The sequence below is a fragment of the Eikenella sp. NML070372 genome (assembly GCF_001648415.1).
GTDB classification, from domain to species: Bacteria; Pseudomonadota; Gammaproteobacteria; order Burkholderiales; family Neisseriaceae; genus Eikenella; species Eikenella exigua.
In genome coordinates this window covers 174,408-199,998 of record NZ_LXSN01000003.1, presented here as the reverse complement: position 1 = coordinate 199,998, position 25,591 = coordinate 174,408, and the positions used below count along the sequence as shown (strand labels likewise).

The 25,591-nt window shown below is 55.1% G+C and carries 23 protein-coding genes and 1 pseudogene; 3 read left to right on the top strand and 21 right to left on the bottom strand.

Features of this window, described 5'->3' with window-relative positions; translation table 11 throughout:
* Positions 1-42: 42 nt before the first annotated feature.
* The 5 genes from purD to waaC form a co-directional block, all read right to left on the bottom strand.
* Positions 43-1,308: a phosphoribosylamine--glycine ligase gene (purD, locus tag A7P97_RS01190; RefSeq protein WP_067529983.1), complete on the bottom strand. Its 1,266-nt coding sequence runs from the start codon at positions 1,306-1,308 to the stop codon at positions 43-45.
* Positions 1,309-1,374: 66 nt separating this feature from the next.
* A complete protein-coding gene (locus tag A7P97_RS01185) occupies positions 1,375-2,013 on the bottom strand; it encodes a YigZ family protein (protein WP_067529982.1) in 639 nt (212 codons plus the stop codon).
* A gap of 113 nt (positions 2,014-2,126) precedes the next feature.
* Positions 2,127-3,062: an electron transfer flavoprotein subunit alpha/FixB family protein gene (locus A7P97_RS01180; RefSeq protein ID WP_067529981.1), complete on the bottom strand. Its 936-nt coding sequence runs from the start codon at positions 3,060-3,062 to the stop codon at positions 2,127-2,129.
* A 10-nt stretch (positions 3,063-3,072) separates the two neighbouring features.
* Positions 3,073-3,822 carry an electron transfer flavoprotein subunit beta/FixA family protein gene (locus A7P97_RS01175; RefSeq protein ID WP_067529980.1) on the bottom strand — a complete coding sequence of 250 codons (750 nt, stop codon included), beginning with the start codon at positions 3,820-3,822 and terminating at the stop codon, positions 3,073-3,075.
* A gap of 203 nt (positions 3,823-4,025) precedes the next feature.
* A complete protein-coding gene (waaC, locus tag A7P97_RS01170; protein ID WP_067529979.1) occupies positions 4,026-5,003 on the bottom strand; it encodes a lipopolysaccharide heptosyltransferase I in 978 nt (325 codons plus the stop codon).
* Positions 5,004-5,301: 298 nt separating this feature from the next.
* Here waaC and lpxC point away from each other — a divergent pair, with 298 nt between their 5' ends.
* Positions 5,302-6,219: a UDP-3-O-acyl-N-acetylglucosamine deacetylase gene (gene lpxC, locus A7P97_RS01165; RefSeq protein WP_067529978.1), complete on the top strand. Its 918-nt coding sequence runs from the start codon at positions 5,302-5,304 to the stop codon at positions 6,217-6,219.
* A gap of 159 nt (positions 6,220-6,378) precedes the next feature.
* Here lpxC and A7P97_RS01160 read toward each other — a convergent pair.
* From A7P97_RS01160 to A7P97_RS01130, 7 genes and pseudogenes are all read right to left on the bottom strand, one after another.
* Positions 6,379-7,700: pseudogene (locus A7P97_RS01160) on the bottom strand (NADP-dependent decarboxylating phosphogluconate dehydrogenase).
* 365 nt (positions 7,701-8,065) lie between these two features.
* Positions 8,066-9,934 carry a ribonuclease catalytic domain-containing protein gene (locus A7P97_RS01155; RefSeq protein WP_067529977.1) on the bottom strand — a complete coding sequence of 623 codons (1,869 nt, stop codon included), beginning with the start codon at positions 9,932-9,934 and terminating at the stop codon, positions 8,066-8,068.
* A gap of 159 nt (positions 9,935-10,093) precedes the next feature.
* On the bottom strand, positions 10,094-10,891 hold the full coding sequence (locus tag A7P97_RS01150) for a phosphatidate cytidylyltransferase (RefSeq protein WP_067529976.1): 798 nt from the start codon (positions 10,889-10,891) through the stop codon (positions 10,094-10,096).
* 185 nt (positions 10,892-11,076) lie between these two features.
* Positions 11,077-11,523, bottom strand: coding sequence for a homoprotocatechuate degradation operon regulator HpaR (gene hpaR, locus A7P97_RS01145; RefSeq protein ID WP_067529975.1), 447 nt, complete (start codon positions 11,521-11,523; stop codon positions 11,077-11,079).
* A gap of 481 nt (positions 11,524-12,004) precedes the next feature.
* Complete coding sequence (fabB, locus tag A7P97_RS01140) at positions 12,005-13,216, bottom strand: beta-ketoacyl-ACP synthase I (protein WP_067529974.1); 1,212 nt, start codon at positions 13,214-13,216, stop codon at positions 12,005-12,007.
* Between the two features lie 93 nt (positions 13,217-13,309).
* Complete coding sequence (gene fabA / locus A7P97_RS01135) at positions 13,310-13,834, bottom strand: 3-hydroxyacyl-[acyl-carrier-protein] dehydratase FabA (protein WP_067439957.1); 525 nt, start codon at positions 13,832-13,834, stop codon at positions 13,310-13,312.
* Between the two features lie 248 nt (positions 13,835-14,082).
* Positions 14,083-16,920 (bottom strand): valine--tRNA ligase, encoded by a 2,838-nt coding sequence (locus A7P97_RS01130; protein WP_067529973.1) that lies wholly within the window; start codon positions 16,918-16,920, stop codon positions 14,083-14,085.
* Between the two features lie 256 nt (positions 16,921-17,176).
* Between A7P97_RS01130 and A7P97_RS01125 the strand changes: the two genes are divergently transcribed.
* Positions 17,177-17,779, top strand: coding sequence for an NAD(P)H-dependent oxidoreductase (locus A7P97_RS01125; protein ID WP_231865618.1), 603 nt, complete (start codon positions 17,177-17,179; stop codon positions 17,777-17,779).
* 86 nt (positions 17,780-17,865) lie between these two features.
* A complete protein-coding gene (gene gluQRS / locus A7P97_RS01120) occupies positions 17,866-18,777 on the top strand; it encodes a tRNA glutamyl-Q(34) synthetase GluQRS (protein WP_067529972.1) in 912 nt (303 codons plus the stop codon).
* 134 nt (positions 18,778-18,911) lie between these two features.
* Here the strand turns inward: gluQRS and A7P97_RS01115 are convergent, their stop codons facing one another.
* The 9 genes from A7P97_RS01115 to A7P97_RS01075 all read right to left on the bottom strand — a co-directional run bounded on the left by A7P97_RS01115 (position 18,912) and on the right by A7P97_RS01075 (position 25,318).
* Positions 18,912-20,093: a phosphoglycerate kinase gene (locus A7P97_RS01115; RefSeq protein ID WP_067529971.1), complete on the bottom strand. Its 1,182-nt coding sequence runs from the start codon at positions 20,091-20,093 to the stop codon at positions 18,912-18,914.
* Positions 20,094-20,316: 223 nt separating this feature from the next.
* Positions 20,317-20,637 carry a ribosome hibernation-promoting factor, HPF/YfiA family gene (gene hpf / locus A7P97_RS01110; protein ID WP_067448823.1) on the bottom strand — a complete coding sequence of 107 codons (321 nt, stop codon included), beginning with the start codon at positions 20,635-20,637 and terminating at the stop codon, positions 20,317-20,319.
* Positions 20,638-20,680: 43 nt separating this feature from the next.
* Entirely contained in the window at positions 20,681-22,051 is a 1,371-nt protein-coding gene (gene rpoN / locus A7P97_RS01105) for an RNA polymerase factor sigma-54 (protein WP_067596292.1), read from the bottom strand.
* A gap of 18 nt (positions 22,052-22,069) precedes the next feature.
* The gene (gene lptB / locus A7P97_RS01100) at positions 22,070-22,804 is read right to left on the bottom strand and encodes an LPS export ABC transporter ATP-binding protein (RefSeq protein ID WP_067529969.1); all 735 of its coding nucleotides are present in this window, start codon (positions 22,802-22,804) and stop codon (positions 22,070-22,072) included.
* Positions 22,805-22,884: 80 nt separating this feature from the next.
* Entirely contained in the window at positions 22,885-23,148 is a 264-nt protein-coding gene (locus tag A7P97_RS01095) for a hypothetical protein (RefSeq protein WP_067524457.1), read from the bottom strand.
* Between the two features lie 156 nt (positions 23,149-23,304).
* Positions 23,305-23,685 (bottom strand): MmcQ/YjbR family DNA-binding protein, encoded by a 381-nt coding sequence (locus A7P97_RS01090; RefSeq protein ID WP_067529968.1) that lies wholly within the window; start codon positions 23,683-23,685, stop codon positions 23,305-23,307.
* 10 nt (positions 23,686-23,695) lie between these two features.
* A complete protein-coding gene (lptA, locus tag A7P97_RS01085) occupies positions 23,696-24,214 on the bottom strand; it encodes a lipopolysaccharide transport periplasmic protein LptA (RefSeq protein WP_185737538.1) in 519 nt (172 codons plus the stop codon).
* A complete protein-coding gene (lptC, locus tag A7P97_RS01080) occupies positions 24,192-24,773 on the bottom strand; it encodes an LPS export ABC transporter periplasmic protein LptC (RefSeq protein WP_067529967.1) in 582 nt (193 codons plus the stop codon). The genes lptA and lptC overlap by 23 nt, the downstream gene beginning before the upstream one ends.
* Entirely contained in the window at positions 24,770-25,318 is a 549-nt protein-coding gene (locus A7P97_RS01075; RefSeq protein ID WP_067529966.1) for an HAD family hydrolase, read from the bottom strand. The genes lptC and A7P97_RS01075 overlap by 4 nt, the downstream gene beginning before the upstream one ends.
* Positions 25,319-25,591 lie beyond the last annotated feature (273 nt).

Here is a 25,591-nt window from a genome sequence, read left to right as displayed (position 1 = left end):
GTTTCAAATAGGCATGAAACAATGCCTTGGGGCGATTATATCTCAGCGCAAAGCCTTATCGGCAATATCATGGCGATACTGCACGCCGGGAAAATTAATCTCGGACACGGCTTGGTAGGCCTGCTGCTTGGCGGCCGCCATATTATCGCCCAAGCCTACCACACACAAGACACGACCGCCGTTGGTAACGGTGTGACCAGCCTCTGTGGCTGTACCGGCATGAAAAACTTTACTGATGCGGTTAGCCGCTTCGATGCCTTCGATGATGCCACCTTTGCTGGAGCGTTCGGGATAACCTGCGGAAGCCAGCACCACGCCCACGGCGCTTTGCGCTTTCCATTCGGCTTTAACCGTATCCAGTTTCCGATCCAACGCAGCTTGGATCAAATCCACCAAATCACTGTCCAAACGGCTCATAATCGGCTGGGTTTCCGGGTCGCCGAAACGGCAGTTGAATTCCACGGTATAAGGCGCACCATCGGCACCAATCATTAGGCCGGCATAGAGGAACCCTGTGAATTCATGACCTTCTTCGCGCATGCCGCGCACGGTGGGCAGGATGATTTCTTCCATGGCACGCTGATACACCTCGGGCGTAACGATGGGCGCGGGGCTGTATGCACCCATGCCGCCGGTATTCGGGCCAAGGTCGCCGTCGAGCAGGCGTTTATGGTCTTGGCTGGTGGCCATCGGCAGCACGTTTGCGCCGTCCACCATCACGATAAAGCTGGCTTCCTCACCCTGCAAAAAGTCTTCAATCACCACGCGCGCGCCGGCATTGCCCATCTTATTGTCGAGCAGCATTTGGTCGATGGCTTGATGTGCCTGTTCTTCGGTTTGTGCCACCACTACGCCTTTACCAGCAGCCAAACCGTCTGCCTTAATCACAATCGGCGCACCTTTGGCAGCCACATAATTATGTGCGGCGTCGGCATCGGCAAAGGTTTGATATTGCGCGGTGGGAATACCGTGCCGTGCCATAAAGGCCTTGGCGAAATCTTTGGAACTTTCCAGCTGAGCGGCAGTGCGGGTAGGGCCGAACACGGGCAGACCGGCGGCGCGGAAATCGTCCACTATGCCAGCTGCCAGCGGCGCTTCGGGGCCGACCACAGTGAAGACAATCTGCTCATGGCGGCAAAAATCAATCAGTTCCTGATGTGTTTTCAAAGGCAGGTTTTGCAGCCTAGGTTCCTGCGCCGTACCGGCATTACCCGGCGCAACAAATACGGTTTGCACTTTGGGTGACTGCGCCAGCTTCCACGCCAGCGCGTGTTCACGCCCACCGCTGCCGATAACGAGTAATTTCATTAGAGTGTCCTTTTAAAGTAAGGTGTAATTTGTAATAAAGGCTACCTGAAACTCAGAAACGGGTTTTCAGGTAGCCTCTTCGTTGCTTTGCGTATCTTCTAAAATTTCCACCGCACGTGTTTTCTGCCAGGCATCAATACAAGCAGCATAATTGGCCAGCGGCACGGCGCAATGCAGACAGCAATCCAGTTGCAAATCCTGCTGCAACACTTCCACGCCGTGTTGTTTGGCCAGCCGTAAAACCTCGCTCAAATGCGGGTAGTCGCAGCGCAGGGTTGCCCTTTTTTCAATATTTTTTTCCACCTGCGCGGTTTGCTGTAATACCATTTGGGTGGCGGTTTTGTAGGCATGAATCAGGCCGGGCACGCCCAGCAGCGTGCCGCCGAAATAGCGCACCACTACTACCAAAACATCGGTCAGCCCAGTCGAATCAATCTGGCCCAAAATCGGCCGGCCGGCGCTGCCGGAAGGCTCGCCGTCGTCGTTGGCGCGAAACCGCAGACCGTCCGTACCCAAACGGTAGGCATAGCACCAATGCCGCGCCTTGTGGTGTTCCTGCCGTAGTGCGTCCACATGGTTTTTCACTTCTGCTGTCGTACGCACGGGATAGGTAAAGGCGATAAAGCGGCTGCCTTTGTCTTTAAACTCGGCCTGGCCGGGTTCGGCCAAGGTGCGGTAGGTGCAGGGAATATCAGAAGTTGACATAGCAATGGTGGTATCAGGAAATAAGCTGATTATATAAGAAACAGGCTACCTGAAAGCAAATTGTTTTCAGGTAGCCTGCTGTGTTTCACGTGAAACACAAACACATGAAACGCTTAATTACCCAATGCCGCAGTCAGCTCAGGCACGGCTTCAAACAGGTCGGCCACCAAGCCGTAGTCGGCAATATTGAAAATCGCCGCTTCCGGATCTTTGTTGATGGCCACAATCACCTTGCTGTCCTGCATGCCGGCGGTGTGCTGGATGGCGCCGGAAATGCCGATGGCAATATACAGCTCCGGTGCCACCACTTTGCCGGTTTGGCCCACTTGGTAATCATTGGGCACATAGTCGGCATCCACCGCCGCGCGTGAAGCACCAATAGCGGCGCCGAGTTTGTCGGCCAGAGGCAGCAGCAATTCGTTGAACTGCTCCACGCTGCCCAAGGCACGACCACCGGATACCACCACTCTAGCCTGCGTGAGCTCTGGACGGTCAGATTTTACCAACTCGCGGCTGATAAAACGGCTTAAACCCTGAGCCGGTGTGGCTTCTGCCTGCACCACTTCAGCCTGCCCGCCGCTGGCAGCAGCTTCGGCAAAGGCAGTGGTTCGGAAGGTAAGCACCAAAGTTTCCGCATCGCTGGAAACGGTGGCGAAGGCGTTACCAGCATGAATTGGACGCACAAAAGTTTTGCCGTCTACGATTTCGGTTAAATCGGAAACCTGCGGGCAATCCAGCAGGGCGGCCACACGCGGCAGCAGGTTTTTGCCGAAGGTGCTGGCGGCGGCGGCAACGTAGCGGTAATCCGCCGCCAGTTTCACCACCAAAGGCGCCAGTTCTTCGGCCAGCCCGCCAGCATAATGTTCGGCATCGGCCAGCAATACTTTGGCCACCCCGGCCACTTGTTTGGCCTGCTCGGCCACCGCTGCCGCGCCGCTACCGGCCACCAATACATGCACTTCGCCCAGCTTGCTGCCGGCAGTAACGGCATGCCGCGTGGCAGCGGCCAAATGTTGGTTGTCATGTTCGGCAATAATCAATACAGTCATGGCATTATCCTCAAATTACTTTGGCTTCGTTTTTCAATTTGGCTACCAGTTCGGCCACGCTTTGCACCTTCACGCCGCCGCTGCGCGGTTTGGGCTCGGCCACTTTCAGCCGCTGCAATTTGGGCGCGATGTCCACGCCCAATTCTTCCACCGTAAGCTTTTCCAGTGGTTTTTTCTTGGCCTGCATAATGTTTGGCAGCTTCACATAACGCGGCTCGTTCAAACGCAAATCGGCGCTGACCACTGCCGGCAGCTTCAGGGCCACGGTTTCCAAACCGCCATCCACTTCGCGCACCACGGTTACTTCGTTTTCACCCAATTCCACCTTGCTGGCAAACGTACCCTGCGGCGCATTGAGCAAGGCAGCCAGCATTTGCGCGGTTTGGTTGGCATCATCATCAATCGCCTGTTTACCCAGCAAAATCAGCTGCGGCTGCTCGCGCTCGGCGATTTTTCGCAATAGCTTGGCTACGGCCAAAGGCTCTAAACAATCATCGGTTTGCACATGAATAGCGCGATCACCACCCATGGCCAGCGCAGTACGCAGCGTTTCTTCGCACTGCTTCACGCCCAGCGATACCACCACGATTTCGCTGATCTTTCCGGCTTCTTTCAGGCGCACCGCCTCTTCCACGGCAATTTCGTCAAACGGGTTCATCGACATTTTCACATTGCCGATGTCCACATCCGAACCGTCGGCCTTCACCCGCACCTTCACGTTGTAATCCACCACCCGCTTTACGGCAACCAGTGCTTTCATGAAATTTCCTTTTCCTTCTATCTGTTTAGTGATTCACTTATCCAGCAAAACGGACTGATTGTGCCGATTTGGCGGAAATAATGCAAGTATGACCCAGACCCAGCTGCAAACGCTTGAGGTTACCCGAAAACCTTCCGCCTATTTTGATATAGCAAATCAACACGCTTTCGATACAAAGCGGCGAGCCAACTTCGTAGCAAAAGTTAAGTTAATTGGCCATAGGCCTGCTCCAGCAGAAGCAACCGTTTCAACACTTCATCCGGCTGCGGCGGGCAACCGATACCGCCCATATTTTCCGCCCAAGCGGAGGGTTGCACGCCGGTTTTTACTGGATCGCTGTCGGTATAAATGCCGATCAGCGGCTTATCCAGCGCATTAGCCAAATGCAGCAAGCCGGTATCCACGCCGATAACACTGCGTGCACCGCGCAACACATAGGCTGCCTGCAACAGGCTGAGCTTTTCGTCTGGCACCTGCGCCGCCTCTATCTGATCCGCCAACGTCAATGCGCGCTGCCGTTCCGCATCGCTGCCCCACGGCAGCCACACCGCTGCACCATCTACTGCATGCAGCCGATTCAACAATTCCACCCAATATTCGTCCGGCCACAATTTGCTCTCATGGCTGGTGGCGTGCAAAGCCACACGGTAGTTTTCAGGTAGCCCCTGCACCGCCGCATCTTCCGGCACACGCACGCCGAAATCCGCCGTGCCGTCAAACCGATAACCGAACACTTGGGCAAACAGCTCGCGGTTGCGCCACACCGCATCACGCCCTTTGGCTACCTGAAAACCTTGTGCATAAAACGCCGCCGCCCAGCCCTCGCGCGCACTGTGTTTGTCCAAACCCTTCACTGGCACGCCCGCCTGACGGGCAAACCACGCACTTTTTATCAGGCCTTGGCTGTCGAGCACGAAATCATAGCCGCCACCAGCCAACTCCTGCTTCAGCGCGCGCATCTGCCGCTGCGTATCCGCCGCAAACAGCCGCTTGCGCCACTGCCGCCAGCGCATCGGAATCACCTTGGCCACAAACGGATGCAGCCGCGCAATATCGGCAAACCCGGCCTCGGCCAGCCAATGCAGCTCCAACTGCGGGCAATGCCGTGCCAAATCCTGCACCGCCGGCAGGGTGTGGATAAGATCGCCCATGCTGGAAAGGCGCACCAGTAAAATCTTCATCGGAAGGAAAACCTGTGGTTGGAATGGGTGGAATTATAGTGGATTAAAATAAAATGATACCAGGCGGCGAGCCGCAGACAGTACAAGGTAGTACATCAAAGCGAGCCAACGCCGTAGCATGGCGATTTTAATCCACTATACAAGATGAAGCTTGGTAAATAGGCCACATTACGTTTTCAGGTGGCTCCAAGGGAAAAGGCTACCTGAAAACAAACCATAGCCGAATTTAATCGGAAAGACAGGCAAACATATTTCCCGTATGATGGCGGTTGCCTTATGCAGATTTTCCGGAGTTTTTATGAAACAGCGCACCCTAGCCCAATCCGTTCAAGCCACTGGCGTCGGCCTGCATTCCGGCGAGCGGGTTTTGCTCACCCTGTATCCGGCTGCCGAAAACAGCGGCATCGTATTCCGCCGCACCGATTTGGTCGGCGAACAGAGCCGCCCGATCAAGCTCGTGCCCGAACTGATCAACGACACCCGCCTCTCCTCCACCATCGTTACCGAAGACGGCGTGCGGGTGGGCACGATCGAGCATTTAATGTCGGCACTGGCTGCCTACGGCATCGATAACGTGCTGATTGAATTGAATGCACCGGAAATCCCGATTATGGACGGCTCCAGCCTGCCTTTTTTGTATCTGTTGCAGGATGCGGGCATCGTGGATCAAAAAGCCGAAAAACGCTTCCTGCGTATTTTGAAGCCGGTGGAAGTGCAGGAGCCAGGCAAATGGGTGCGCTTCACCCCGTATGACGGCTTTAAAGTCAGCCTCACCATCAATTTCAACCACCCCGTGTTCAACCGCAGCAACCCCACCTTTGAAATCGATTTTGCCAGCGCATCGTATGTGGAAGAAATCGCCCGCGCCCGCACCTTCGGCTTCATGCAGGAAGTGGAAATGATGCGCGCACACGGCCTGGGTTTGGGCGGCAACTTGAGCAATGCCGTGGTGATTGACGACAACGACGTGCTCAATCCGGAAGGCCTGCGCTACCCCGACGAATTCGTACGCCACAAAATCCTTGATGCCGTGGGCGATTTATATGTCATCGGCGCGCCGATAATCGGCGCATTCGAAGGCCACAAATCCGGCCACGCTATCAATAACGCCTTATTACGCGCCATTCTCGCCGACCCGGGAAGCTACGAATGGGCCACCTTCCCGCACAACCAAAACCTGCCCGCCGCTTTCCACGCCCTGCTGGCTGCAGCATAAACCGGCAAGCAGATATAGTGGATTAAAATCGCCATGCTACGGCGTTGGTTCGCCTTGACGTACTACCTGTACGCTTTGCGGCTCGCCGCCTTGCCTCATTTTTATTTTAATCCAAAATTAAAGGCTACCTGAAAACCAACAAACAGTTTTCAGGTAGCCTCAAACATTGTAGGCGGTGGAAGCCGTATCGCCGCCGGTGCCTGTCCAGTTGGTGTGGAAAAACTCGCCTCCCGGCCGATCGATGCGCTCATAGGTGCGGGCGCCGAAGTAGTCGCGTTGCGCCTGCAACAGGTTGGCGGGCAAGCGGCCGCAGGTGTAGCTGTCGAGGAAGGAGAGGGCGGATACGGTGCAGGGCATCGGCAAACCGTGCTGCATCGCAGCAGCGGCTACTTTACGCCAGCCCGGCAGGGCCTGCTGCAACAGGTTTTTGAAATAGGCATCGCTGCCAAGGAACACCAAATCCGGATTGGCGGCGTAGGCGTCGCGGATGTTGCCTAAAAACGCGCTGCGGATGATGCAGCCTTCGCGCCATAACAAAGCGGTATTCCCGTAATCCAAATCCCAGCCGTAATGCTCGCTGGCCTGACGCATCAGCATAAAGCCTTGGGCATAAGAAATAATTTTGGAAGCCAGCAATGTTTGGCGCAAAGCAGTCAGCCATTTTTCCCGATTTCTGGCCACCGGCTCAATTTTATGCCCAAAAGCTGTTTCAGCTTGCATCTGTTGGGTTTTTAGGGCGGAAATACAGCGGGCAAATACCGCTTCGGTAATCAACGTGAGCGGCGTGCCGTCTGCGTCGTTTGTGCCCAAAATATCGGCAGTGATTTAAACCAGATAGCTGTTGAGCTCGGTCTTGTTCCATTCGGCAAAGGCGGCTCGCATTTCGGCATGGCTCAGCCGTCTTTCATACACTGGTAAGCTTCGCAGATAAACTGCATATCGCCGTATTCGATGCCGTTGTGCACCATTTTCACAAAATGGCCGGCGCCATTTTTTCTCACCCAGTGGCAACATACCTCATCACTGGTCGTTTTAGCGACTACTGCCTGCAAAATCGGCTTTACTGCCGGCCACGCTTCCAGATTGCCGCTGGGCATAATAGACGGCCCATGGCGCGCACCTTCTTCACCGCTGGAAATACCGGTGCCAATAAATAAAATACTTTGTGCAGCCAGCTCGGCGGTACGCCGTTCGGTATCGGGATAATGGGCATTGCCGCCATCAATAATAATGTCTCCCTTATCCAAGAGCGGCACCAGCTGCGCAATCAACTCATCTACCGCCTGCCCAGCCTGTACCATCAGCATCACCTTGCGCGGCTGCTTTAATTGACCGATTAGTTCTTCCAAATTGTAAGCGCCGATAATTTTTGTGCCTTTGGCCAGGCCGTTAAGAAATTGCTCGGTTTTGGCCGCCGTGCGGTTGTAGGCGCTCACTTGGAAGCCGTGATCGTTCATGTTCAGAATCAGGTTCTGCCCCATAACAGCAATGTCGCTTTTATTGTGAGTAGAGTTTCACATGATATTTTTAGATTACGAAGTTTAAGATTTAGTATTGGGTTAGATTGAACTATTGAACTAAGTAGGTTTTTTATATCTGGTTTTCTAATTTATTTTTGTTGTTTATGTTGAAGCGGTACAGAAATAGTGGATTATCCAGAAAATTCATTAAAACTATTTAGATAGGCTAAGTAAACCTTGTTGTTTGGTTGTCGTTCAATTGTGGATTGTTGTGGAATAATGGCTGGGTTAATTGCCTGTTTGTGGATAAATCGATTATTTGCCTGCTTTGTCCGCAGAGAATAGTGAAAATAAGCCGTTGTTGTACTGAGCCAGTACCCTATCATTTAGGCAGCTGGTTCAGCCGGCAATACATTTAAATATTTCAAAGACAATAGCTGCTGCTCGGCATCCAACTGAGTAATGGCCAGTTTCATGCGGGTTTTAGGCTGAATATCAATCGGTATACCGTGCACGCGGTTGACCAGTGGCAAACCATCAATACGCACCAGATCTTCTTTCAGCAATACAGCGGTCAGCTCGCAGCATTGTTCTTGTTCCAGATATATTAAGCTCCAGTAAGCTTCCATTTGGCGTTGGAAGTCAGCATAAGCAGTATAGGTTGCGTCGAAGTCGCGCAGGGCGGCAAGCAGGTTGCTATCGTTTTTTTGGAAACGCGGCGATAGGTTGGGATCAATCAGGCTGAGCAGTTGGAGTTGGTTGATGCAGTCGGCGGCACGACGCAACGGCGAGGTGAACCAGCCATAATGCGCCACGCCCATGCCGATGTGCGGCTCGGATTGGGTACTCATGCGTACTTTGCCGCTGGTTTGTACACGAAATAAACCGGGCAGGCTGTTTTCATCCAGCATTTGCGCCCAGGTACTGTTGGCCAGAATCATCATTTCAGACACCAACGTATCTATGGGTGAACCGCGCTCGCGGCGGTTGATGCGCACGCTGCTGTCGGGATTGAATTCAATGCCGTAATCGTATTGCGGAGCGCGGTTTTCTTCGTAACGGTCACGCTGTTTTTGGCGTTCGACGGCGAAGCGGTACAGCCAGCGCAGTTGCGCTTGGCAGGGGAATTGTATTGGATCGTTCTCGGAAAGGCCGATATTGGCATTAAAATGTGGCTCGATGTCTTGAATGCGCAGGTTATGTTTGATAGTTAAGTTTTCGAGGTGGGTTTGCGGTGTGGAGACTACCTGAAAATTGGCGTCTACTTCTACATATAGGCTCAATACTGGTCGTTTGCCCTCATCTAGGCTGAAGGTTTGAATCCAGTCGTCCGGCAGCATGATGATTTTGCCGCCGGGGTAGTAGGCGGTGCTTTGCCGTTGTTTAATAAGGGTTTCAATCGGGCTGCCGTTGGCAATGGCCAGTGTGGGTATGGCGATGTGAATACCGACACGTTTGCCGCCGTTGGGCAAATCTTGCACCGATAAGGCATCGTCGATTTCGCTGGTTTCGGCATCATCAATGGAGAATGTGAGCAAATCAGCGGCATCTGGCAGTTCGGGGATAGCAGGTACGGCGATTTCCGGTGCGGCGGTGCCTTGCGGGAAGTGTTTGCAGCAGAAACCATCAAGCAGGTATTGCGGCAATGAGTTGACACCGCCGGTTTGCCGAGCCAGCTGATAGGCGGAAATTTTCAGTTCGGCAGCGGCTTTGGTGAAAGCTTTGTAGGTGAGTGATTGTTTGTCTGGGTTGTGCAGGATGGTGCGCAAATCGGCGGCAATTTCGGCAGGTAGGAGGCCTTGTGCCAATTCTTCCGTCCAAGCGGCTATTTGTGCATCTTGCTGTTTTTTGCGCTCGATGGCGGCCAGTGCCTGCTTCAGGGTGTCTTCCGGTGCTGCTTTAAATACGCCTTTGCCTTTTTTATAGAAATACATTGGTGCGGCATAGAGCGCAATCAGGGTGGCGGCCAGTTCGTGCTGGCTTGGGGTATGGCCGAAGTAGTCGGCGGCGATGTTTTGGACGGTGAATTCGTCTTCGCCGCAAAATTCCCACAATAAGTCGGTATCAATTTGTGCGGCTTCGGCTTGGGCGCGTTCGAGGAAAGCGTCCATCGGCTCGGTGAATTCCACGAAAACGTTGTTGGCTTTGATTTTGGTGCGTTTACCATGCTGGGTGGTAGCCTGATAAGTGCTATTGTTTTTCTGCACCACGGCGGCCACTTTGAATTGGCCACTTTTTTCGTAGAATATATTCATTTAAAAGGGGAAACCGCTTTGTAGGGTTGAAATATTGAGGGGGGCGGATTTTAACATAGAAACAGGCAGTTTCTCAGGAAGGCTACCTGAAAGCGAAGTGAGAACGTAGCGGAGTTTCCGCAAAGCCAAAACTTTAACTTTTCAGGTAGCCTTTTCTGTTCAGCCGAACAACATGCCGATGGCGGCATATACGCTCAACACGGCTATCAGTGAATCCACACGGTCGAACACGCCCCCGTGACCAGGAAGCAAGTTGCTGCTGTCTTTCACGCCGGCAGCCCGTTTAAACCAGCTCTCCAGAAGGTCGCCGCCGATGCCTACGAAGGTAAGTACAGTGGCAGTGAGCATGATGCCGAGCCAGGATATATTGAAGCCAAACCAGCTGGCAGCGCGCGCCAATGAGGCGTACACCAGTACGCACAACAGCCCGCCAAACACGCCTTCCCAACTTTTACCGGGGCTGATGGTGGGTGCTAGTTTGTGTTTGCCCCATAGCCGGCCGAATACATAGGCAAACACATCGGCAATCCACACTAGCATCATCACGGCCAAGAGATGGGGCGCGGATTGGCTGTTGGGGCGCAGTTCCAGCAGGGCAAACCAGAAAGGCAGCATCAGCAGCCAGCCGGCGGCCATGCTTTTCCAATCGGCCTGCAAGCGCCATTTGAAACACAGCCAAGCAGGCATGCCGAGCAACCAGAAGGCGAGTACGATTGCCCACGCCGCTGCAGGCAGCTGCCAACCGCCGCTCCATGCCAGCGTCATAAACAGCGCGGTGCCGGCCAAATAGGGCTGCTGCACTTGTTCCGGCATACTGCACAGCTGGCTGTATTCCCACAGAGCGAGCAGAGCAATTAAGCCGGAAAACAGTGCCCACAGCCCGCTGTTGGCGATAAATAGCATACCGAGCATCATTGGTAGTAAAACCAAGGCGGTGAGGATTCGTTGTTTGAGCATGGTTGGGTTCTTTCAGGTAGCCTTTGGCATATTTGTTTTGACTGCAGGATTATAAGCGAAACTGCTGTACATATAGCTAAGAAGTAAGCCAACGTAGTAGGAAGTGAAGACTTTAGTCATAGAAAAAGGCTACCTGAAAAACCGGATAAAGGTTTCAGGTAGCCTTTACGTAATGCGGCAAGGCCTTACATCCGTGCCATAGTGGCTACATGGATAGCAGCTATTTGGTTTAGCAATTCGTGCAACTGTTCCAGGTTTTCTTTGGAAAGCTGGGTTTCGATGTCGTCGTAGCAGGCATCGATTTTACCGACAAAGTTGTTGAAGGTACGCTCGCCTTCTTCGGTGAGTTTGAGGTAAACACGGCGGTGGTCATTGGCTGGGCGCAGACGCACCACCAGTTTCATTTTTTCCAAGCGGGTGAGAATGCCGGTGAGGCTGGGGCGCAGGATGCAGGCACTGCGGGCTAAGTCTTGGAAATCCATCGTACCGTTTTCGGCCAAAAGGCGCAGGATACGCCATTGCTGGTCGGTGAGGCCGATTTCGTTGAGTAGTGGGCGAAAATGTGTCATCAATGCTTCGCGTGCCTGTATCAGCGCAATATTTAGCGAAGAATATTTGGAATATTTGATCATTGTGATCTCCCTTGGTTTAAATGAAGTAATGAAATAGTTGGAAACTTTTTCGTGTGGTTTTTATAATTGATTCTCTATTAACAATCAGAGTATTGTTTTAGTTTATTATATAACTCAATCCAATAGTTATAGTGTGCGGATAATTGATTTTCTTGATTAAAGTCAAAATATTGGATACAACCAATCAAGTTATCTGTTCAATAAGGCGCGTATTGCCTACAAAATTAAAATAAATACATCATCTGGTGTATTTTTAAAGAGCTATTGTTACTAGGATAATAGTGGGCTGGGTAATTATCAAGGCTATCTGAAAAAATTGGCAGAAACTTTACAAACGATGTTGTATGTTTTGCCTCATTATTAGGTGAACAGAATCAGATGAACAAATATTGTATGCTGAAGTTGCCGTTTTTTATACCAGAAAAACCCATAATAAAAACAGCCAAACCAGTTTAAGGTTCGGCTGTTTTTAAGTAGGCCTCTACATGCAGCTGAAAATCAGGGTGGCATTGGTGCCGCCGAAGCCGAAGCTGTTCGACATTACGGCGTCAAGCTTTTTGCCGATGTTTCCGCGTACAATCGGCAAATTGGCGGCTTTTTCGTCTAAATTTAGAACATTGGCACTGGCGCATACGAAATCGTTGAGCATCATCAGAATAGAGTAAATTGCCTCATTCGAGCCGGCGGCACCGAGGGCGTGGCCAGAGAGGGATTTGGTGGAGCTGATGAGCGGCACTTTTTTGCCTTCAAAGGTTTCGCGGATGGCGCCGAGTTCTTTGGTGTCGCCCACCGGGGTGGACGTGCCGTGGGCATTGATGTAGTCCACGCTGCCGCCGTGCTGGGCAAGTGCCATCTGCATGCAGCGCACTGCACCTTCGCCGGACGGCTGCACCATATCATGGCCGTCGGAAGTAGCACCGTAGCCGGTAAGTTCGCACAAAATGTTGGCACCGCGCGCTTTGGCGTGTTCGTATTCTTCCATCACCAAAATGCTGCCGCCGCCGGAAATCACGAAGCCGTCGCGGTCGGCATCGTAGGCACGGCTGGCTTGTTCGGGCGTGTCGTTGTATTTGCTCGATAACGCGCCCATTGCATCAAACAGGGAACTCATCTGCCAAGATACTTCTTCGCCGCCGCCGGCAAACACGATGTCTTGTTTGCCAAGTTGAATTAGTTCTGCGGCGTGGCCGATACAGTGGGCAGAAGTTGAGCAAGCAGAGCTGATGGAATAGTTCACGCCTTTGATTTTAAACGGGGTAGCCAAGCAGGCGGCCACGGTGGAAGCCATGGTTTTGGTTACGCCGTAGGGGCCGATGCGCTTCACGCCGCTCTCGCGCAAGGTGTCGGCAGCTTCCACTTGCGAGGCGGAAGAGGCACCGCCGCTGCCGGCCACGATGCCGGTGCGTATGTTCGATACTTGCTCTTCAGTAAGCCCGGCGTGGGCGATGGCTTCTTTCATGGCGATATAGGCATAGGCTGCAGCGTTGCCCATAAAGCGCAGGATTTTGCGGTCGATGTGCTCTTTGGTATCGATATTGATGTTGCCGGCCACGTGTGAGCGCAAGCCCATTTCGCGGTAGCTTTCATCAAAAGCGATGCCGGATTTGAGCTGGCGCAGCGATTCGAGCACTTCGCGGCAGTTGTTGCCCAAGCTGGACACGATGCCGATACCGGTTACGACTACTCGTTTCATAATAATGAACTCCGTTAGGAAAGTAGGTTACCTGAAAAGTAAATGCAGAAGCTTTTGTTGAATTAAAGCCAGCGTTTTCAGGTAGCCCGTTGGCTAGAAATCGTCTGTGCTGGTAAACAAACCTACGCGCAGGCCGTTTCCTTCGTAAATCTTATGGCCGTCCACGCTCATTTCCGCGTCGGCAATGCCCAACACCAGCTTGCTGTTCATCACGCGTTTCATGTGAATGTGGTAAGTGATTTTCTTGTGTTTGGGCAATACTTGGCCGGTGAATTTCACTTCGGCGCAGCCCAAGGCGCGGCCGCGGCCGGGCGCACCCGTCCAGCCCAGGAAGAAGCCCACTAATTGCCACATGGCGTCCAAACCCAAGCAGCCGGGCATCACCGGATCGCCGATGAAGTGGCAGCCGAAGAACCACAAATCGGGGTGGATATCCAATTCGGCGATGATTTCGCCCTTGCCGTATTTGCCGCCGGTGGAGTTGATTTCAACAATGCGGTCGATCATCAACATATTGGGCACCGGCAGCTGCGCGTTGCCGGCGCCGAAAAGTTCGCCGCGGCCGCAGGCCAAGAGTTCTTCTTTGGAGTAGCTGTTTTGTGGAACGAAATTGCTCATGGGTATCCTTAATGCTGCCAAAGGCAGCTTGATATAGTGGGAGAAAAACCAGAATTGTTGGTTAGCGAAGCGCTTACGGCACAATTTAGGTTTTAGCTCTAGATTAAGCATTCTATTTGATTATGCCGTGCCGCGCAATCTGGCCGATATCTTTGCTAGCGGCATTTTAATCCTATCGGAGCAGCTTGTATAACAGAGGGCTACCTGAAATGGTTTTTTAGGTAGCCTTCTTCAAGCACAGGAGAAGTTTACTCTTTCAACTTCGCCAAAGCGTTTTGCAGCTTGGCCATCTTCTCTTCCAACTCCGCCAAATCGGCTTTGTCTTTTTCCACCAGATGTGCGGGGGCTTTTTCGGTGTAGCCAGGTTTGGAGAGTTTGGCGTTGAGTTTGTCCAAGGCTTTTTGCAGCTTCTCGGCTTCTTTGCTCAAGCGGGCGGTTTCGGCGGCTTTGTCGATTTCGACTTTCAGCATCAGGCGTGCGCCGTTGCAGACGGCGACGGGCGCATCTTCGCTTTCGGGCAGCGCGGCGACTTGCTGTGCTTCGGTCAGTCGGGTCATCATCGGCAGGTATTTGAGGTAGTCCGCCAAGTCGTCCGCGCTTTCGACAAACAGCGGGGCTTTCACGTTGGGCTGGATGCCCATTTCGCCGCGCAGGTTGCGGACGGCGCCAATCAAATCCTGCAACACGGTCATTTGCTCGAAGGTCGTCTGAACGATTTGTTCGCGGTCGGCTTCGGGGAAGCGGGCGAGCATGATGCTGTCGGCGGTTTTGGCGTCGCACATGGGGGCGACGGTTTGCCACAATTCTTCGGTGATGAAGGGGATAATCGGATGCAGCAGGCGCAGGGCGGCTTCGAGTACGCGCAATAAGGTATGGCGTGTGGCGCGTTGGCGGCTAGCGCAGCCGGTTTGAAGCTGTACTTTGGCGAGTTCCAAATACCAGTCGCAATAGTCGTTCCATACGAAGCTGTACATGGTTTCCGCAGCCAAATCAAAGCGGTAGGTTTCGTAGGCTTGCGTTACTTGCTCGATGGTCTGATTCAGACGACCTATGATCCACATATCGGGGAAGGAGTAGCCGCGCGGTTCGGTGGCGGTTGTACTGTAGCCGCAGTCTTGATTTTTGGTGTTCGTCAAGACGAAATTGGTGGCGTTCCAGATTTTGTTGCAGAAGTTGCGGTAGCCTTCAGCGCGTTTGAAGTCGAAGTTGACCGAACGACCCAAGCTGGCGTAGCTCGCCATAGTGAAACGCAATGCGTCCGCGCCCATGCCGGGGATGCCTTCGGGGAAGAGTTTGCATGTCGCCTCTTCCACTTTCGGCGCGGTTTCGGGTTTGCGCAGACCGGTCGTGCGTTTCACCAACAGCTTGTCCAAGTCGATGCCGTCAATCAAATCCACGGGGTCGATGACGTTGCCTTCGGATTTGGACATTTTTTTGCCTTCGTGATCGCGCACGATGCCGTGGATGTACACGTCTTTAAATGGTACTTTGCCGGTGAAGTGGGTGGTCATCATAATCATGCGTGCCACCCAGAAGAAGATGATTTCGTATCCGGTGACCAAGACGTTGGACGGCAGGAAGGCTTTGAGTTCGTCGGTTTCAGACGGCCAGCCGAGCGTGGAGAACGGCACGAGCGCGGAGGAGAACCATGTGTCCAATACGTCTTCTTCGCGGGTCAAGCCTGTTTTGCCGGCTTGTTTTTCGGCTTCCGCCTGATTGCGGGCGACGTAAACATTGCCTGCTTCGTCGTACCACGCGGGGATTTGATGACCCCACCACAGTTGGCGTGAGATACACCAGTCTTGGATGTTATTCATCCATTGGTTGTAGGTGTTGACCCAGTTTTCAGGGATGAAGCGCACTGCGCCGCTATCGACGGCTTTTTTGGCTTTGTCGGCGAGGCTCAAGCCTTTGTATTCGCTGTCAGGCTCGCCGTCGTTTGGCGTCGCGGACATGGCGACAAACCATTGGCTGGTCAGCATCGGTTCAATCACCGAACCTGTGCGGTCGCCTTTCGGCGTCATCAGCGTGTGCGCTTTGATTTCGACCAACAAGCCTTGTTCCTGCAAATCGGCAACCATTTGTTTGCGCGCGGCAAAGCGGTCTAAGCCTGCGTATTTTTCAGGCAGGGCAAAGCCTTGTTGCGCTTCGCCTTTGAAGTTGAACACTTCGGCGTTTGCCAGCACTTTGGCTTCCAAATCGAACACATTAACCAGGCGCGTGTCGTGGCGTTTGCCGACTTCGTAGTCGTTGAAGTCGTGCGCAGGCGTGATTTTCACGCAGCCGGTACCGAAGTCTTTTTCGACGTATTCGTCAGCAATCACGGGAATGGTGCGGCCGGTCAGCGGCAGGATTAATTCTTTGCCAATCAAATGAGTATAACGTTCGTCTTCGGGATTGACGGCAACGGCCACGTCGCCCAGCAGCGTTTCAGGGCGGGTAGTCGCCACGATAACGGCTTCGGCGGGATTGTCCGCCAGCGGATAGCGGATGTGCCACATAGAGCCTTGTTCTTCCACGCTTTCCACTTCCAAATCCGATACCGCCGTGCCAAGCACGGGATCCCAGTTCACCAAGCGTTTGCCGCGGTAAATTAAGCCTTGTTCAAACAGGCGCACGAACACTTCGGTCACGGTTTCGGCACGCACGTCGTCCATCGTGAAATACTCGCGCGTCCAGTCGGCAGAGCAGCCCATGCGGCGCATCTGCTGCGTAATCGTGCCGCCGGAAACTTCTTTCCATTCCCACACTTTTTCCAAAAATTTTTCACGACCCAAGTCATGACGGGAAACATTTTGCGCGGCAAGCTGACGCTCGACCACGATTTGCGTGGCGATGCCGGCATGGTCGGTGCCGGGAATCCAAGCGGTGTTGCAGCCTTTCATGCGGTAGTAGCGGGTCAGGCCGTCCATGATGGTTTGGTTGAAGGCATGACCCATGTGCAGCGTGCCAGTTACGTTGGGCGGCGGCAGTTGGATGGAAAAAGACGGTTTGGTCAAATCCATATCGGGCTGGAAATAACCTTGGGTTTCCCAGTTTTGATAGTGTCTGGATTCGATTTCAGCGGGATTGTATTTGTCGAGCATCGGAGGCTACCTGAAAATTATTGGCGTAAAGAGCGAATTATAGTGGAAGCAGATGGTTTTCAGGTAGCCTGATGCGGGGATGAAGGCTAGCTGAAAACATAAACACCCAATAAAGCTAAAGCTATCTATTTTGACTTCCACTCCACGCCGCCGCTATCCTTTGTTTTTTCCCACACCTTTATTCAGGAGACCGCCATGCCCCACACCAAACAAACCGTCCTCAAAGCCTTTCACCGCCGCTATGCCTGCAAAAAATATGACCCGGCTAAAAAAAATCAGCCGAAAAGATTTTGAATTTATTTTGGAAACCGGCCGCCTTTCGCCTAGTTCCTTCGGGCTGGAGCCGTGGCGTTTTCTCGTGATCCAAAACCTTGCGCTGCGTGCCGAGCTCAAACCGCTGGCTTGGGGTACGGCGGATAAAATCATGGATTGCAGTCACTTTGTTGTGATCCTTGCCCGCACCCAGGCCGCGATGCAGTCGGATTACCGGCACAAAATGTGGAGCGGGGTGCACCACATCCCGCCGCATATCGTGGAAATACGCGAAGGTTTCTTCAAGCAGTTTGCCGAACACAACTTCTGTATCACCGAAAGCCCGCGCGCCTTCTACGATTGGGCCAGCAAACAAACCTATATCGCCCTGGCCAATATGATGACCGCCGCCGCCTTTATCGGCATCGACTCCACCCCGATCGAGGGCTTCCGGCAGGAAGAAGTTAATGCCTTCTTGGCCGCAAAAGGCCTGTTCAACCCCGCCGAATACCGCGTCAGCATCATGGCCGCCTTCGGCTACCGCGACGAAGAGCCGCGCGCCAAAACCCGCCTGCCGATGGAAGAGATTGTGCAGTGGGTGGAATAAACCTTTGATTATCAAGTTTCAGGTAGCCTGTATCCCGCACAGAGGCTACCCGAAAACCCAGTTTCATCACTATTAAACCAAGCCCCATGTATATCGGACGCTTCGCCCCCAGCCCTACCGGCCTTTTGCACATCGGCTCGCTGCTCACCGCCCTGGCTTCCTACGCCGATGCCCGTGCGCAGGGCGGGCGCTGGCTGGTGCGGATGGAAGACCTCGATCCGCCGCGCGAAATGCCCGGCGCCGCCGCCCATATACTGCGCACCCTCGAAGCATTCGGCTTCGAATGGGACGGCGAAGTGGCCTACCAAAGCCGCCGCCACCATCTCTACCGCGCCGCCCTGCAAAGCCTGCAGCAAAGCGGCCTCGCCTATCCCTGCTATTGCAGCCGCAAACAATGGCACGCCCAAGCGCGGCAGGGCGCGGACGGCTTCGTTTACAACGGTGCCTGCGTACAGCTTGCCGCCCCACCGCCCGAAGCCGCCGGCAGAATGCCCGCCTGGCGGCTGCGTGTGCCCGATGAAACCGTCGCCTTCACCGACGGTATCGTCGGCCGTTATGCGCAAAACCTCGCCCGCGACATCGGCGATTTCGTCCTCCTGCGTGCCGACGGCCTGTGGGCCTACCAGCTCGCCGTGGTGGCCGACGACGCCGAACAGGGCATCACCCACGTTGTGCGCGGACAGGACTTGCTCGTGTCCACCCCGCGCCAAATCTGGCTGCAACGCTGCCTCGGCCTCCCCACCCCGCACTACGCCCACCTGCCCCTGCTCACCAATGCCGAAGGGCAGAAATGGTCGAAACGAACCCTCGCCCCCGCGCTGGATTTACAGCGCAAAGAAGCCCTGCTGCGCCAAGTGATGGATTACCTGAAACTGCCGCCCGCGCCCGAAGTGAGTAAACCGCAAGAGCTGCTCGACTGGGCCGTAAAACATTGGTACCTGCAAGCCGTATCTACCCGGCCAATAGTGGCCGAGGTAAAGGCGGATGGTGCTACCTGAAAATCAAGCAGCGGAGTAGCTATGCTACCGTGTCTTCCGCTGTGGAAGCGCACATCCCAGCCTATCAGTGTTAGATACAGGAAAGGCTACCTGAAATTTTCAGGTAGCCTCTTTTCAAACATCTAAGCCTGCCATCAACCCGCCGCACGTTTTTCCAGCACGGCCACGCCGGGCAGTTGTTTGCCTTCTAGGAACTCCAAGAACGCGCCGCCGCCGGTGGAGATGTAGCTGATTTTGTCGGCGATGCCAAATTTGGCGATGGCGGCCAGGGTGTCGCCGCCGCTGGCGATAGAGAAGGCGCGGCTTTCGGCGATGGCTTCGGCCATCACGCGCGTTCCTTCGGCGAAACGGTCAAACTCAAACACGCCCACCGGGCCGTTCCACACAATCGTGCCGGCTTCGCGCAGCAGGGCGGCAAGCGAGGCGGCAGATTGCGGGCCGATGTCGAGAATCATATCGTCTGCGGCCACCTCGGCCACGGCTTTGGTTGCGGCGGCGGCATCGGCGGCAAAGGCTTTGGCGCACACCACGTCTTGCGGTATCGGCACGGCGTCGCCTTTGGCTGCCATTTTTTCGGCCACGGCGCGGGCTTCGGCTGCCAAGTCGGCTTCGGCCAAGGAGTTGCCGATAGGCTGCCCGGCGGCGAGCAGGAAGGTGTTGGCGATGCCGCCGCCCACGATCAGCTGGTCTACTTTATCGGCCAGGCTGTTGAGAATGGTGAGTTTGGTGGACACTTTGCTGCCGGCCACAATCGCCACCAGCGGGCGGGCGGGGTTTTTCAGTGCCTTGCCCAGCGCGTCCAATTCGGCGGCCAGCAAAATGCCGGCGCAGGCAACGGGTGCGGCTTCGGCCACGGCCACCAGCGAGGCTTCGGCGCGGTGCGCGGTGCCGAAGGCATCGTTCACATAAATATCACACAACGCAGCATAGGCCTGGCCGAGCTCGGCGTTGTTTTTCTTCTCGCCTTTGTTCACGCGCACGTTTTGCAGCATCACCACTTCGCCAGGCTGCGGGCGCGGCGGATTGTGCTGCCAATCGCTGCTCACGGGCACGCTAAGGCCGAGCAGGCTGCCCAAATGCGCGGCCACGGGCGCGAGGTCGTCTTCGGGCTTGAACTCGCCTTCGGTGGGTCGGCCGAGGTGGCTCATCAGGATAACGGCCGCGCCGTTTTCCAGGCAGTAACGTACGGAGGCGAGCGAAGCGCGGATGCGGGTGTCGTCGCCGATTTTGCCGTCTTTAATCGGCACGTTCAGGTCGGCACGGATCAGCACGGTTTTGCCGCGCACGTTTTGTTCGGTGAGCTTGAGGAAAGACATAGTTACCTTTTAGTTTCAGTTATTTGGTTGGAAAAATCGAGCGACTGCGCCAGCCGCGTAAAACGCCGCCATTATCTTATAAACGGTTGGGCGGTGCAAACGGGAAAAATGGTTTGGGCCGCGCTAAAGTTTGCGTTTTCAGGTAGCCTTTCACAAATTCTCCCTTGTAAAAAAGCAGGCTGAAAAGCCTGCTTTATCTATACCCAATCGGGCGGTTCAACGTTTATTCAACACTCAGCTTACCGCTGGGTTCAACGCGGTGCTGCTGTTTTTTCTCTTTGTGTTTGAGTACGGCGCGGTCGAGTTTGTCTACCAAGAGGTCGATGGCGGCATACATGTCTTTGTCGGTTTGATCGAGGTGCAGATCTTTGCCGGCCATATGCCAATCCACTTCTGCTTTCTGTACCAGTTTGTCCACCGACAGGGTAACGGTGGCGGAAATCACGTTGTCGCTGTGGCGGACGATGCGCTCGAGTTTACCGTTGATATAGCCTCTCAGAGCATCGGTCACTTCGATGTTGATTCCGTTGATTTTCAGGTTCATAGCTCACTCCTTTACAGGTGGGTTGGCTGCGCGCGGCAGCAAGCTAGGCTTTCTGCTTGCGTTGGTGCGCAGGCGGGAAATTGAGTTCTTCGCGGTATTTGGCCACGGTGCGCCTGGCGAGTATGATACCTTGCAAAGCGAGCCTCTCGGACATGGCTTGGTCGGAGAGCGGTTTGCGTTTGTCTTCGCCGGCAATCAGGCTCTCAATCAGGGCTTTCACTGCGTTGGCGCTGATGCCGTCGCCGTCTTCTTCGCTGCTGTAGGCGGCTGCCTGGCTGAAAAAATAGCGTAGCGGAAATACGCCTTGCGGGCAAGCCAAATATTTTTGGTTCACGGCGCGGGACACGGTACTCTCGGCCAGGCCGAGGTTGGCGGCGGTTTCTTTAATGGTGAGTGGCACGAGGCCGATGGCGCCGAAGGAGAAAAAATCGGCCTGACGTTCCAAAATGGTTTCGGCCAGCCGCAACACGGTGCTTTTGCGCTGCTCCAGCGAGCTTAGCAATACTTTAGCCTCATTGAGCTTTTGTTTCAACTCCGGCGCTTCGCTACCGTATTCGGCGAGCAGGTCGGAATATTCCTGATTGAGCTGCACCTGCGGCCAGGCCTGGCGGTACATGCCCACCATCCATTTGCCGGTTTCGGGATCGGGGCGGATCCACACGTCGGGATCGACGTATTCGGTGTGGCCGGAGCCGGAAAGGCCGTAGGCGGGGAAGGGATTGAGGGAGGCGACGAGGGCTTGGGCGGCTTCGATGGTGGCGGCGCTGTATTGGGGGAATTTTTTGCGCACTTGCGGCGGCAGGCTGCTTTTGGCGATGTCGGGCAGGAAGTGTTTCACCAGCTGCACGGCGCAGAATACGGTGTCGTCCGGCTGCTGCCGCGCCAGCTGGAGCAATAATGATTCGCCCAAATCACGCGCGCCTACGCCGGGTGGGTCGAACTGCTGCAAATGGCGCAGGGCTTCGGCCATGTCTTCTTCATCGAGCATCCATTCCAGCGGAGAGTTTTCCACGATGTCGGTGAGGCTGTCGTTCAGGTAGCCTTGATCATCAAGGTAGTCGATGAGCAAATGCACGCGGGCGGCCTGGTCTTCGTCTAGCGGGTGTTCGCACACCTGCTCGTGCAACATGCGGCGAAAATCGGCTTCGTCGGCCACGGTTTCCCACACGTCGCTCTCTTCCATGCTGTTGGTTTTGCGGGTAACCGGTATGGCGGCGGAATAATGGGGTTCGGGCTCGCCGCTGTAGGCCAGATCGTGTTCCGGCCGTTCGAGTAGGGGGTTGTCGGCCAGCCAGCTTTCCACTTCTTCGGCCAATTCCAGCGACGACATATGCAAAATGCGCAAAGATTGCTGCTGCTTCTGGTTGAGCTGCTGGGTTTGGCGCAGTTTGAGTTTGACGGATTGCTGGGTCATTTGAGGCTACCTGAAACCTTAGTAATCGAAGTTTTCGCCCAGATACACGGCACGTACTTCTTCGTTGCCCACCAATTCTTCGGGGCGGCCGCTGGCCAGCACGGCGCCGTTGTTGATGATATAGGCCCGGTCGCAGATGCGCAGGGTTTCGCGCACGTTGTGGTCGGTAATCAGCACGCCGATGCCGCGCTGTTTGAGGAAGTTGATGATGTTTTGAATGTCGATAACGGCAATCGGATCAACGCCGGCGAAGGGTTCGTCCAACAGGATGAAACGCGGGCTCATGGCCAGCACACGGGCAATTTCCACGCGGCGCCGTTCGCCGCCGGAGAGGGCGGGAGCGGGGCTTTGCCGCAAGTGGGTGATGTTCAGGTCGGCCAGCAGGTCGTTGAGGTGCGATTCGATGGTATGGCGGTCGGTTTCGTGCAATTGCAGGATGGCACGAATATTTTCTTCTACCGTCATCTTGCGGAAAATCGAGGCTTCCTGCGGCAGATAGCCCAGGCCTAAGCGAGCACGCTGATACACGGTCATGTGGCGCAGCTCGTGCTCGTCCAGCCGGATGGTGCCGTGATCGGCAGCCGCCAGGCCGACAATCATGTAAAAGCTGGTGGTTTTGCCCGCGCCGTTGGGGCCGAGCAGGCCAACTACTTCGCCGCTTTCGATATCGAGCGAGAAATCCTGCACCACTTGGCGCTGTTTGAAGCTTTTGCGCAGCTGTTTAACGCTGAGGCGGCTGTGCGGTGTGGTCATGGTTTGGTTTTCCCTTGTGTTTGTTGGGTATCACGGGCAGCGCTGAGGCTACCTGAAAAATAGGGCTGCCATACGCGGGTTCAATGTGCGGCAGGGTTTTGCAGCTGCATTATTTGGTCGCGCCGCACCTGTAACACGCCTGGTACGCGCTCCAAGCGGCGCACGGTCTGAAGCAGCGGCTCCGAGCCGACGGCGGGGTCGTATAACACAATCAGCACGCGGTTGGCAGCTTGCTGTTCCGGCTGGGCGCCGGACATGCTTGGTGCGGCAGTGGTGGCAGGCTGCGGGGCGGTGCAGGCGGTAAGCATGGCCAAGCAGGCGAGGAGGAGGGCACGGATATTCATGGTTGCTTGGTTTTCGGTTTCAGGTAGCCTGTGCGGTGTGGGGCTACCTTAAACATCCTGTTCAGCGATGCAAAAAGCGTTTTATTTTTTCAGGTAGCCTCAAATGCGGGCTGCCCGAAACCGTTTGAGGCTACCTGAAACCGGTATTGCAGGCTTTCAGGTAGCCTGTTTCCTGATCTTGGCTTTGCCTTGCGTGAGGCGGAAGCTGTCGTCGATCAGTTGGCGGATCAGCGCGTCGTCGGCCTGTTCCAATTCGATGCTCAGCCAGTGTTCTTTGCTCATGTGATAGGCGGGCAGGATGCCGGCTTGGGCGCGCATGGCGCCAATGTGTTCGGGGCGGCATTTCACATTGAGTAGGGGCACGGTACGGCCGGGGGTGCGCCCGAGTTTTTCCGCCGGCACGGGCAGGTACACGCCAAACCATTTGCGGCTGCCGCTGTGGCGGAATACGGCGTATTCGGGGAAGCGGGAAAAGGGATGGTCGGGCACGGCACGATAGCGTTCGGCTATTTCGGCAAACAGGGTTTCGGCCTTCATCCCGCCTCCGTTATTTCTGCTGCGGCTGGATGGTAATGCTCACGCGGCCTTTGTTGGCGTTGCTGCGGCTGCCGCCCAGCACAGTATAAACTTCGGTGCGGGTGTTGTAGGTAATGGTGTCGCCGCTGGCCCGGTCGCCGCCGCGTTCGAGCTTGGCGCCGCCGCTGAGTTTCACGATGCCGGTGGCGGATTGGTATTCCACGCGGGCGGCCTGGCCTTTCACGGTGCCTTGGCGGTCGAGCTGCTGGCCGAAGTGTACGGGGCTGCCGGAGGCGGTCATGGTTTGCGCGCCGTCGGCAGCTTTCACCACACGCACCTTGGCGGCGCGGATATACATGGTGCCCTGCTGGATAACCACGTTGCCGGAAAATTCGGTGCTGCGGTTGCCTTGGTCAAGCGAGCCTTGGTCGGCTTCGATTTGGATGGGCTGGTTGCGGTCGGAGGTGAGCGCAGAAGCCGCGGCGGGCAGCAGCAAAGCAGCAGCAAGAAGGAGGGCGCGGGCGGGTTTAATCTTGTTGTTTGGGATCATAAATCACGGCCTTAATGCGGGAGGAGAGGTTAAGCAATCCTTGTTTGTGGTTGTAGGTCATGCCTTGGGCGGTGCCGTGGGAGGCGCCGTATTGATAGTTCACCAAATCTTGGGTGTGGGCGGTTTGGGTTTGGGTGTTGACGGTGAGGCTGTCGGTTTCGAGGTGGCCGGCAGGCTGGCCGTTGGCGGCAGGTTTGTCGAACACCACGTTTTTCTCAAATACCACTTGGTTTTCGCCGCCGATATAGTGTGCCTGATCGGCGGTGATGCGGTACACCATCTGCCCGCCTTGCGAAAACATCACGTTGGGTTCGGCCAGATAGCCGTCTTGGCGGTTGGGAAACTGCCAGGCGCGGGTGGCGGTGAGCTGCTGGGCCAGACTGCCGTCGGCAGCGAAGCGGCGGCCTCGGATGCCGAAAATCTGGTATTGCGGCTCGTGCGGGTCGAGCAGGGTTTCTTCGGTTTCGAGCTGGCTGATGCGGTCGAGCCAAAAGCTCACGCCGCCGAGCGCGAGTGCCAACACCAGCGGAAACCACCAGCCGCCGAATCGTTTAATCATTCTGTGTATTGCTCCCAAGCGGTTTTCAGGTAGCCTTTGGCCTGCATGATGACTTCGCACAATTCGCGCACGGCGCCTGCACCAGCCGGGCGGCGGGTGATATAGGTAGCGTGCTGCAATACCCATTCGTGCGCTTCAGGCACAGCAGCAGGCAGGCCGCAGCGCACCATCACGGGCAAATCCACCACATCGTCGCCGATGTAGGCGCATTCGTGTTCGGCCACGCCGGCGGTTTTGCGTAATTCGGCGTAGGCCGCGCGTTTGTCGCTGATGCCTTTGAAGTAGTGCCGGATGCCGAGCTGTTTGGCGCGCACGGCCACAGAAGGGGCATCGCGGCCGGTGATGATGGCGGTTTGCACGCCGCATTGATGCAACATTTTGATGCCATGCCCGTCGAGCGTGTGGAAGGCCTTGATTTCTTCGCCGTTGTCGCGGATGAAGATGCGGCCGTCGGTGAGCACGCCGTCCACATCCATAATCAGCAGTTTGATTTCGGCGGCGCGGCGGCGCAGATATTCGGGCATTTCGGGCAGAATAGGGCTCATGCTGGCAATCTCAATTTCAAATTAGACCCATGATAACATGCTCTAGCACAGGCACAAACCCGTTCGGCACGGTTTTTGCTTGGCGGGGCAGGGGAGAGGCTACCTGAAAACGTAAAACAGTTTTCAGGTAGCCTCTCCGGGTTTACATTTTGCCTGTGCGGTTTGTTTCGATGGCAAGTTTTGCGCCTCATCAAAGCTCGCGCTTTAGCCTCGCAGAAACCACTAGCCTTGGCTTAGCCAAGACATCGTTTAAGCTCTTGGAACTGCGCTTTC

Coding starts and splice junctions, on each gene's coding strand:
- purD (WP_067529983.1), bottom strand. CDS start 1,308: ATGAAATTACTCGTTATCGGCAGCGGTGGGCGTGAACACGCGCTGGCG.
- A7P97_RS01185 (WP_067529982.1), bottom strand. CDS start 2,013: ATGTCAACTTCTGATATTCCCTGCACCTACCGCACCTTGGCCGAACCC.
- A7P97_RS01180 (WP_067529981.1), bottom strand. CDS start 3,062: ATGACTGTATTGATTATTGCCGAACATGACAACCAACATTTGGCCGCT.
- A7P97_RS01175 (WP_067529980.1), bottom strand. CDS start 3,822: ATGAAAGCACTGGTTGCCGTAAAGCGGGTGGTGGATTACAACGTGAAG.
- waaC (WP_067529979.1), bottom strand. CDS start 5,003: ATGAAGATTTTACTGGTGCGCCTTTCCAGCATGGGCGATCTTATCCAC.
- lpxC (WP_067529978.1), top strand. CDS start 5,302: ATGAAACAGCGCACCCTAGCCCAATCCGTTCAAGCCACTGGCGTCGGC.
- A7P97_RS01155 (WP_067529977.1), bottom strand. CDS start 9,934: ATGAATATATTCTACGAAAAAAGTGGCCAATTCAAAGTGGCCGCCGTG.
- A7P97_RS01150 (WP_067529976.1), bottom strand. CDS start 10,891: ATGCTCAAACAACGAATCCTCACCGCCTTGGTTTTACTACCAATGATG.
- hpaR (WP_067529975.1), bottom strand. CDS start 11,523: ATGATCAAATATTCCAAATATTCTTCGCTAAATATTGCGCTGATACAG.
- fabB (WP_067529974.1), bottom strand. CDS start 13,216: ATGAAACGAGTAGTCGTAACCGGTATCGGCATCGTGTCCAGCTTGGGC.
- fabA (WP_067439957.1), bottom strand. CDS start 13,834: ATGAGCAATTTCGTTCCACAAAACAGCTACTCCAAAGAAGAACTCTTG.
- A7P97_RS01130 (WP_067529973.1), bottom strand. CDS start 16,920: ATGCTCGACAAATACAATCCCGCTGAAATCGAATCCAGACACTATCAA.
- A7P97_RS01125 (WP_231865618.1), top strand. CDS start 17,177: ATGACCCGGCTAAAAAAAATCAGCCGAAAAGATTTTGAATTTATTTTG.
- gluQRS (WP_067529972.1), top strand. CDS start 17,866: ATGTATATCGGACGCTTCGCCCCCAGCCCTACCGGCCTTTTGCACATC.
- A7P97_RS01115 (WP_067529971.1), bottom strand. CDS start 20,093: ATGTCTTTCCTCAAGCTCACCGAACAAAACGTGCGCGGCAAAACCGTG.
- hpf (WP_067448823.1), bottom strand. CDS start 20,637: ATGAACCTGAAAATCAACGGAATCAACATCGAAGTGACCGATGCTCTG.
- rpoN (WP_067596292.1), bottom strand. CDS start 22,051: ATGACCCAGCAATCCGTCAAACTCAAACTGCGCCAAACCCAGCAGCTC.
- lptB (WP_067529969.1), bottom strand. CDS start 22,804: ATGACCACACCGCACAGCCGCCTCAGCGTTAAACAGCTGCGCAAAAGC.
- A7P97_RS01095 (WP_067524457.1), bottom strand. CDS start 23,148: ATGAATATCCGTGCCCTCCTCCTCGCCTGCTTGGCCATGCTTACCGCC.
- A7P97_RS01090 (WP_067529968.1), bottom strand. CDS start 23,685: ATGAAGGCCGAAACCCTGTTTGCCGAAATAGCCGAACGCTATCGTGCC.
- lptA (WP_185737538.1), bottom strand. CDS start 24,214: ATGATCCCAAACAACAAGATTAAACCCGCCCGCGCCCTCCTTCTTGCT.
- lptC (WP_067529967.1), bottom strand. CDS start 24,773: ATGATTAAACGATTCGGCGGCTGGTGGTTTCCGCTGGTGTTGGCACTC.
- A7P97_RS01075 (WP_067529966.1), bottom strand. CDS start 25,318: ATGAGCCCTATTCTGCCCGAAATGCCCGAATATCTGCGCCGCCGCGCC.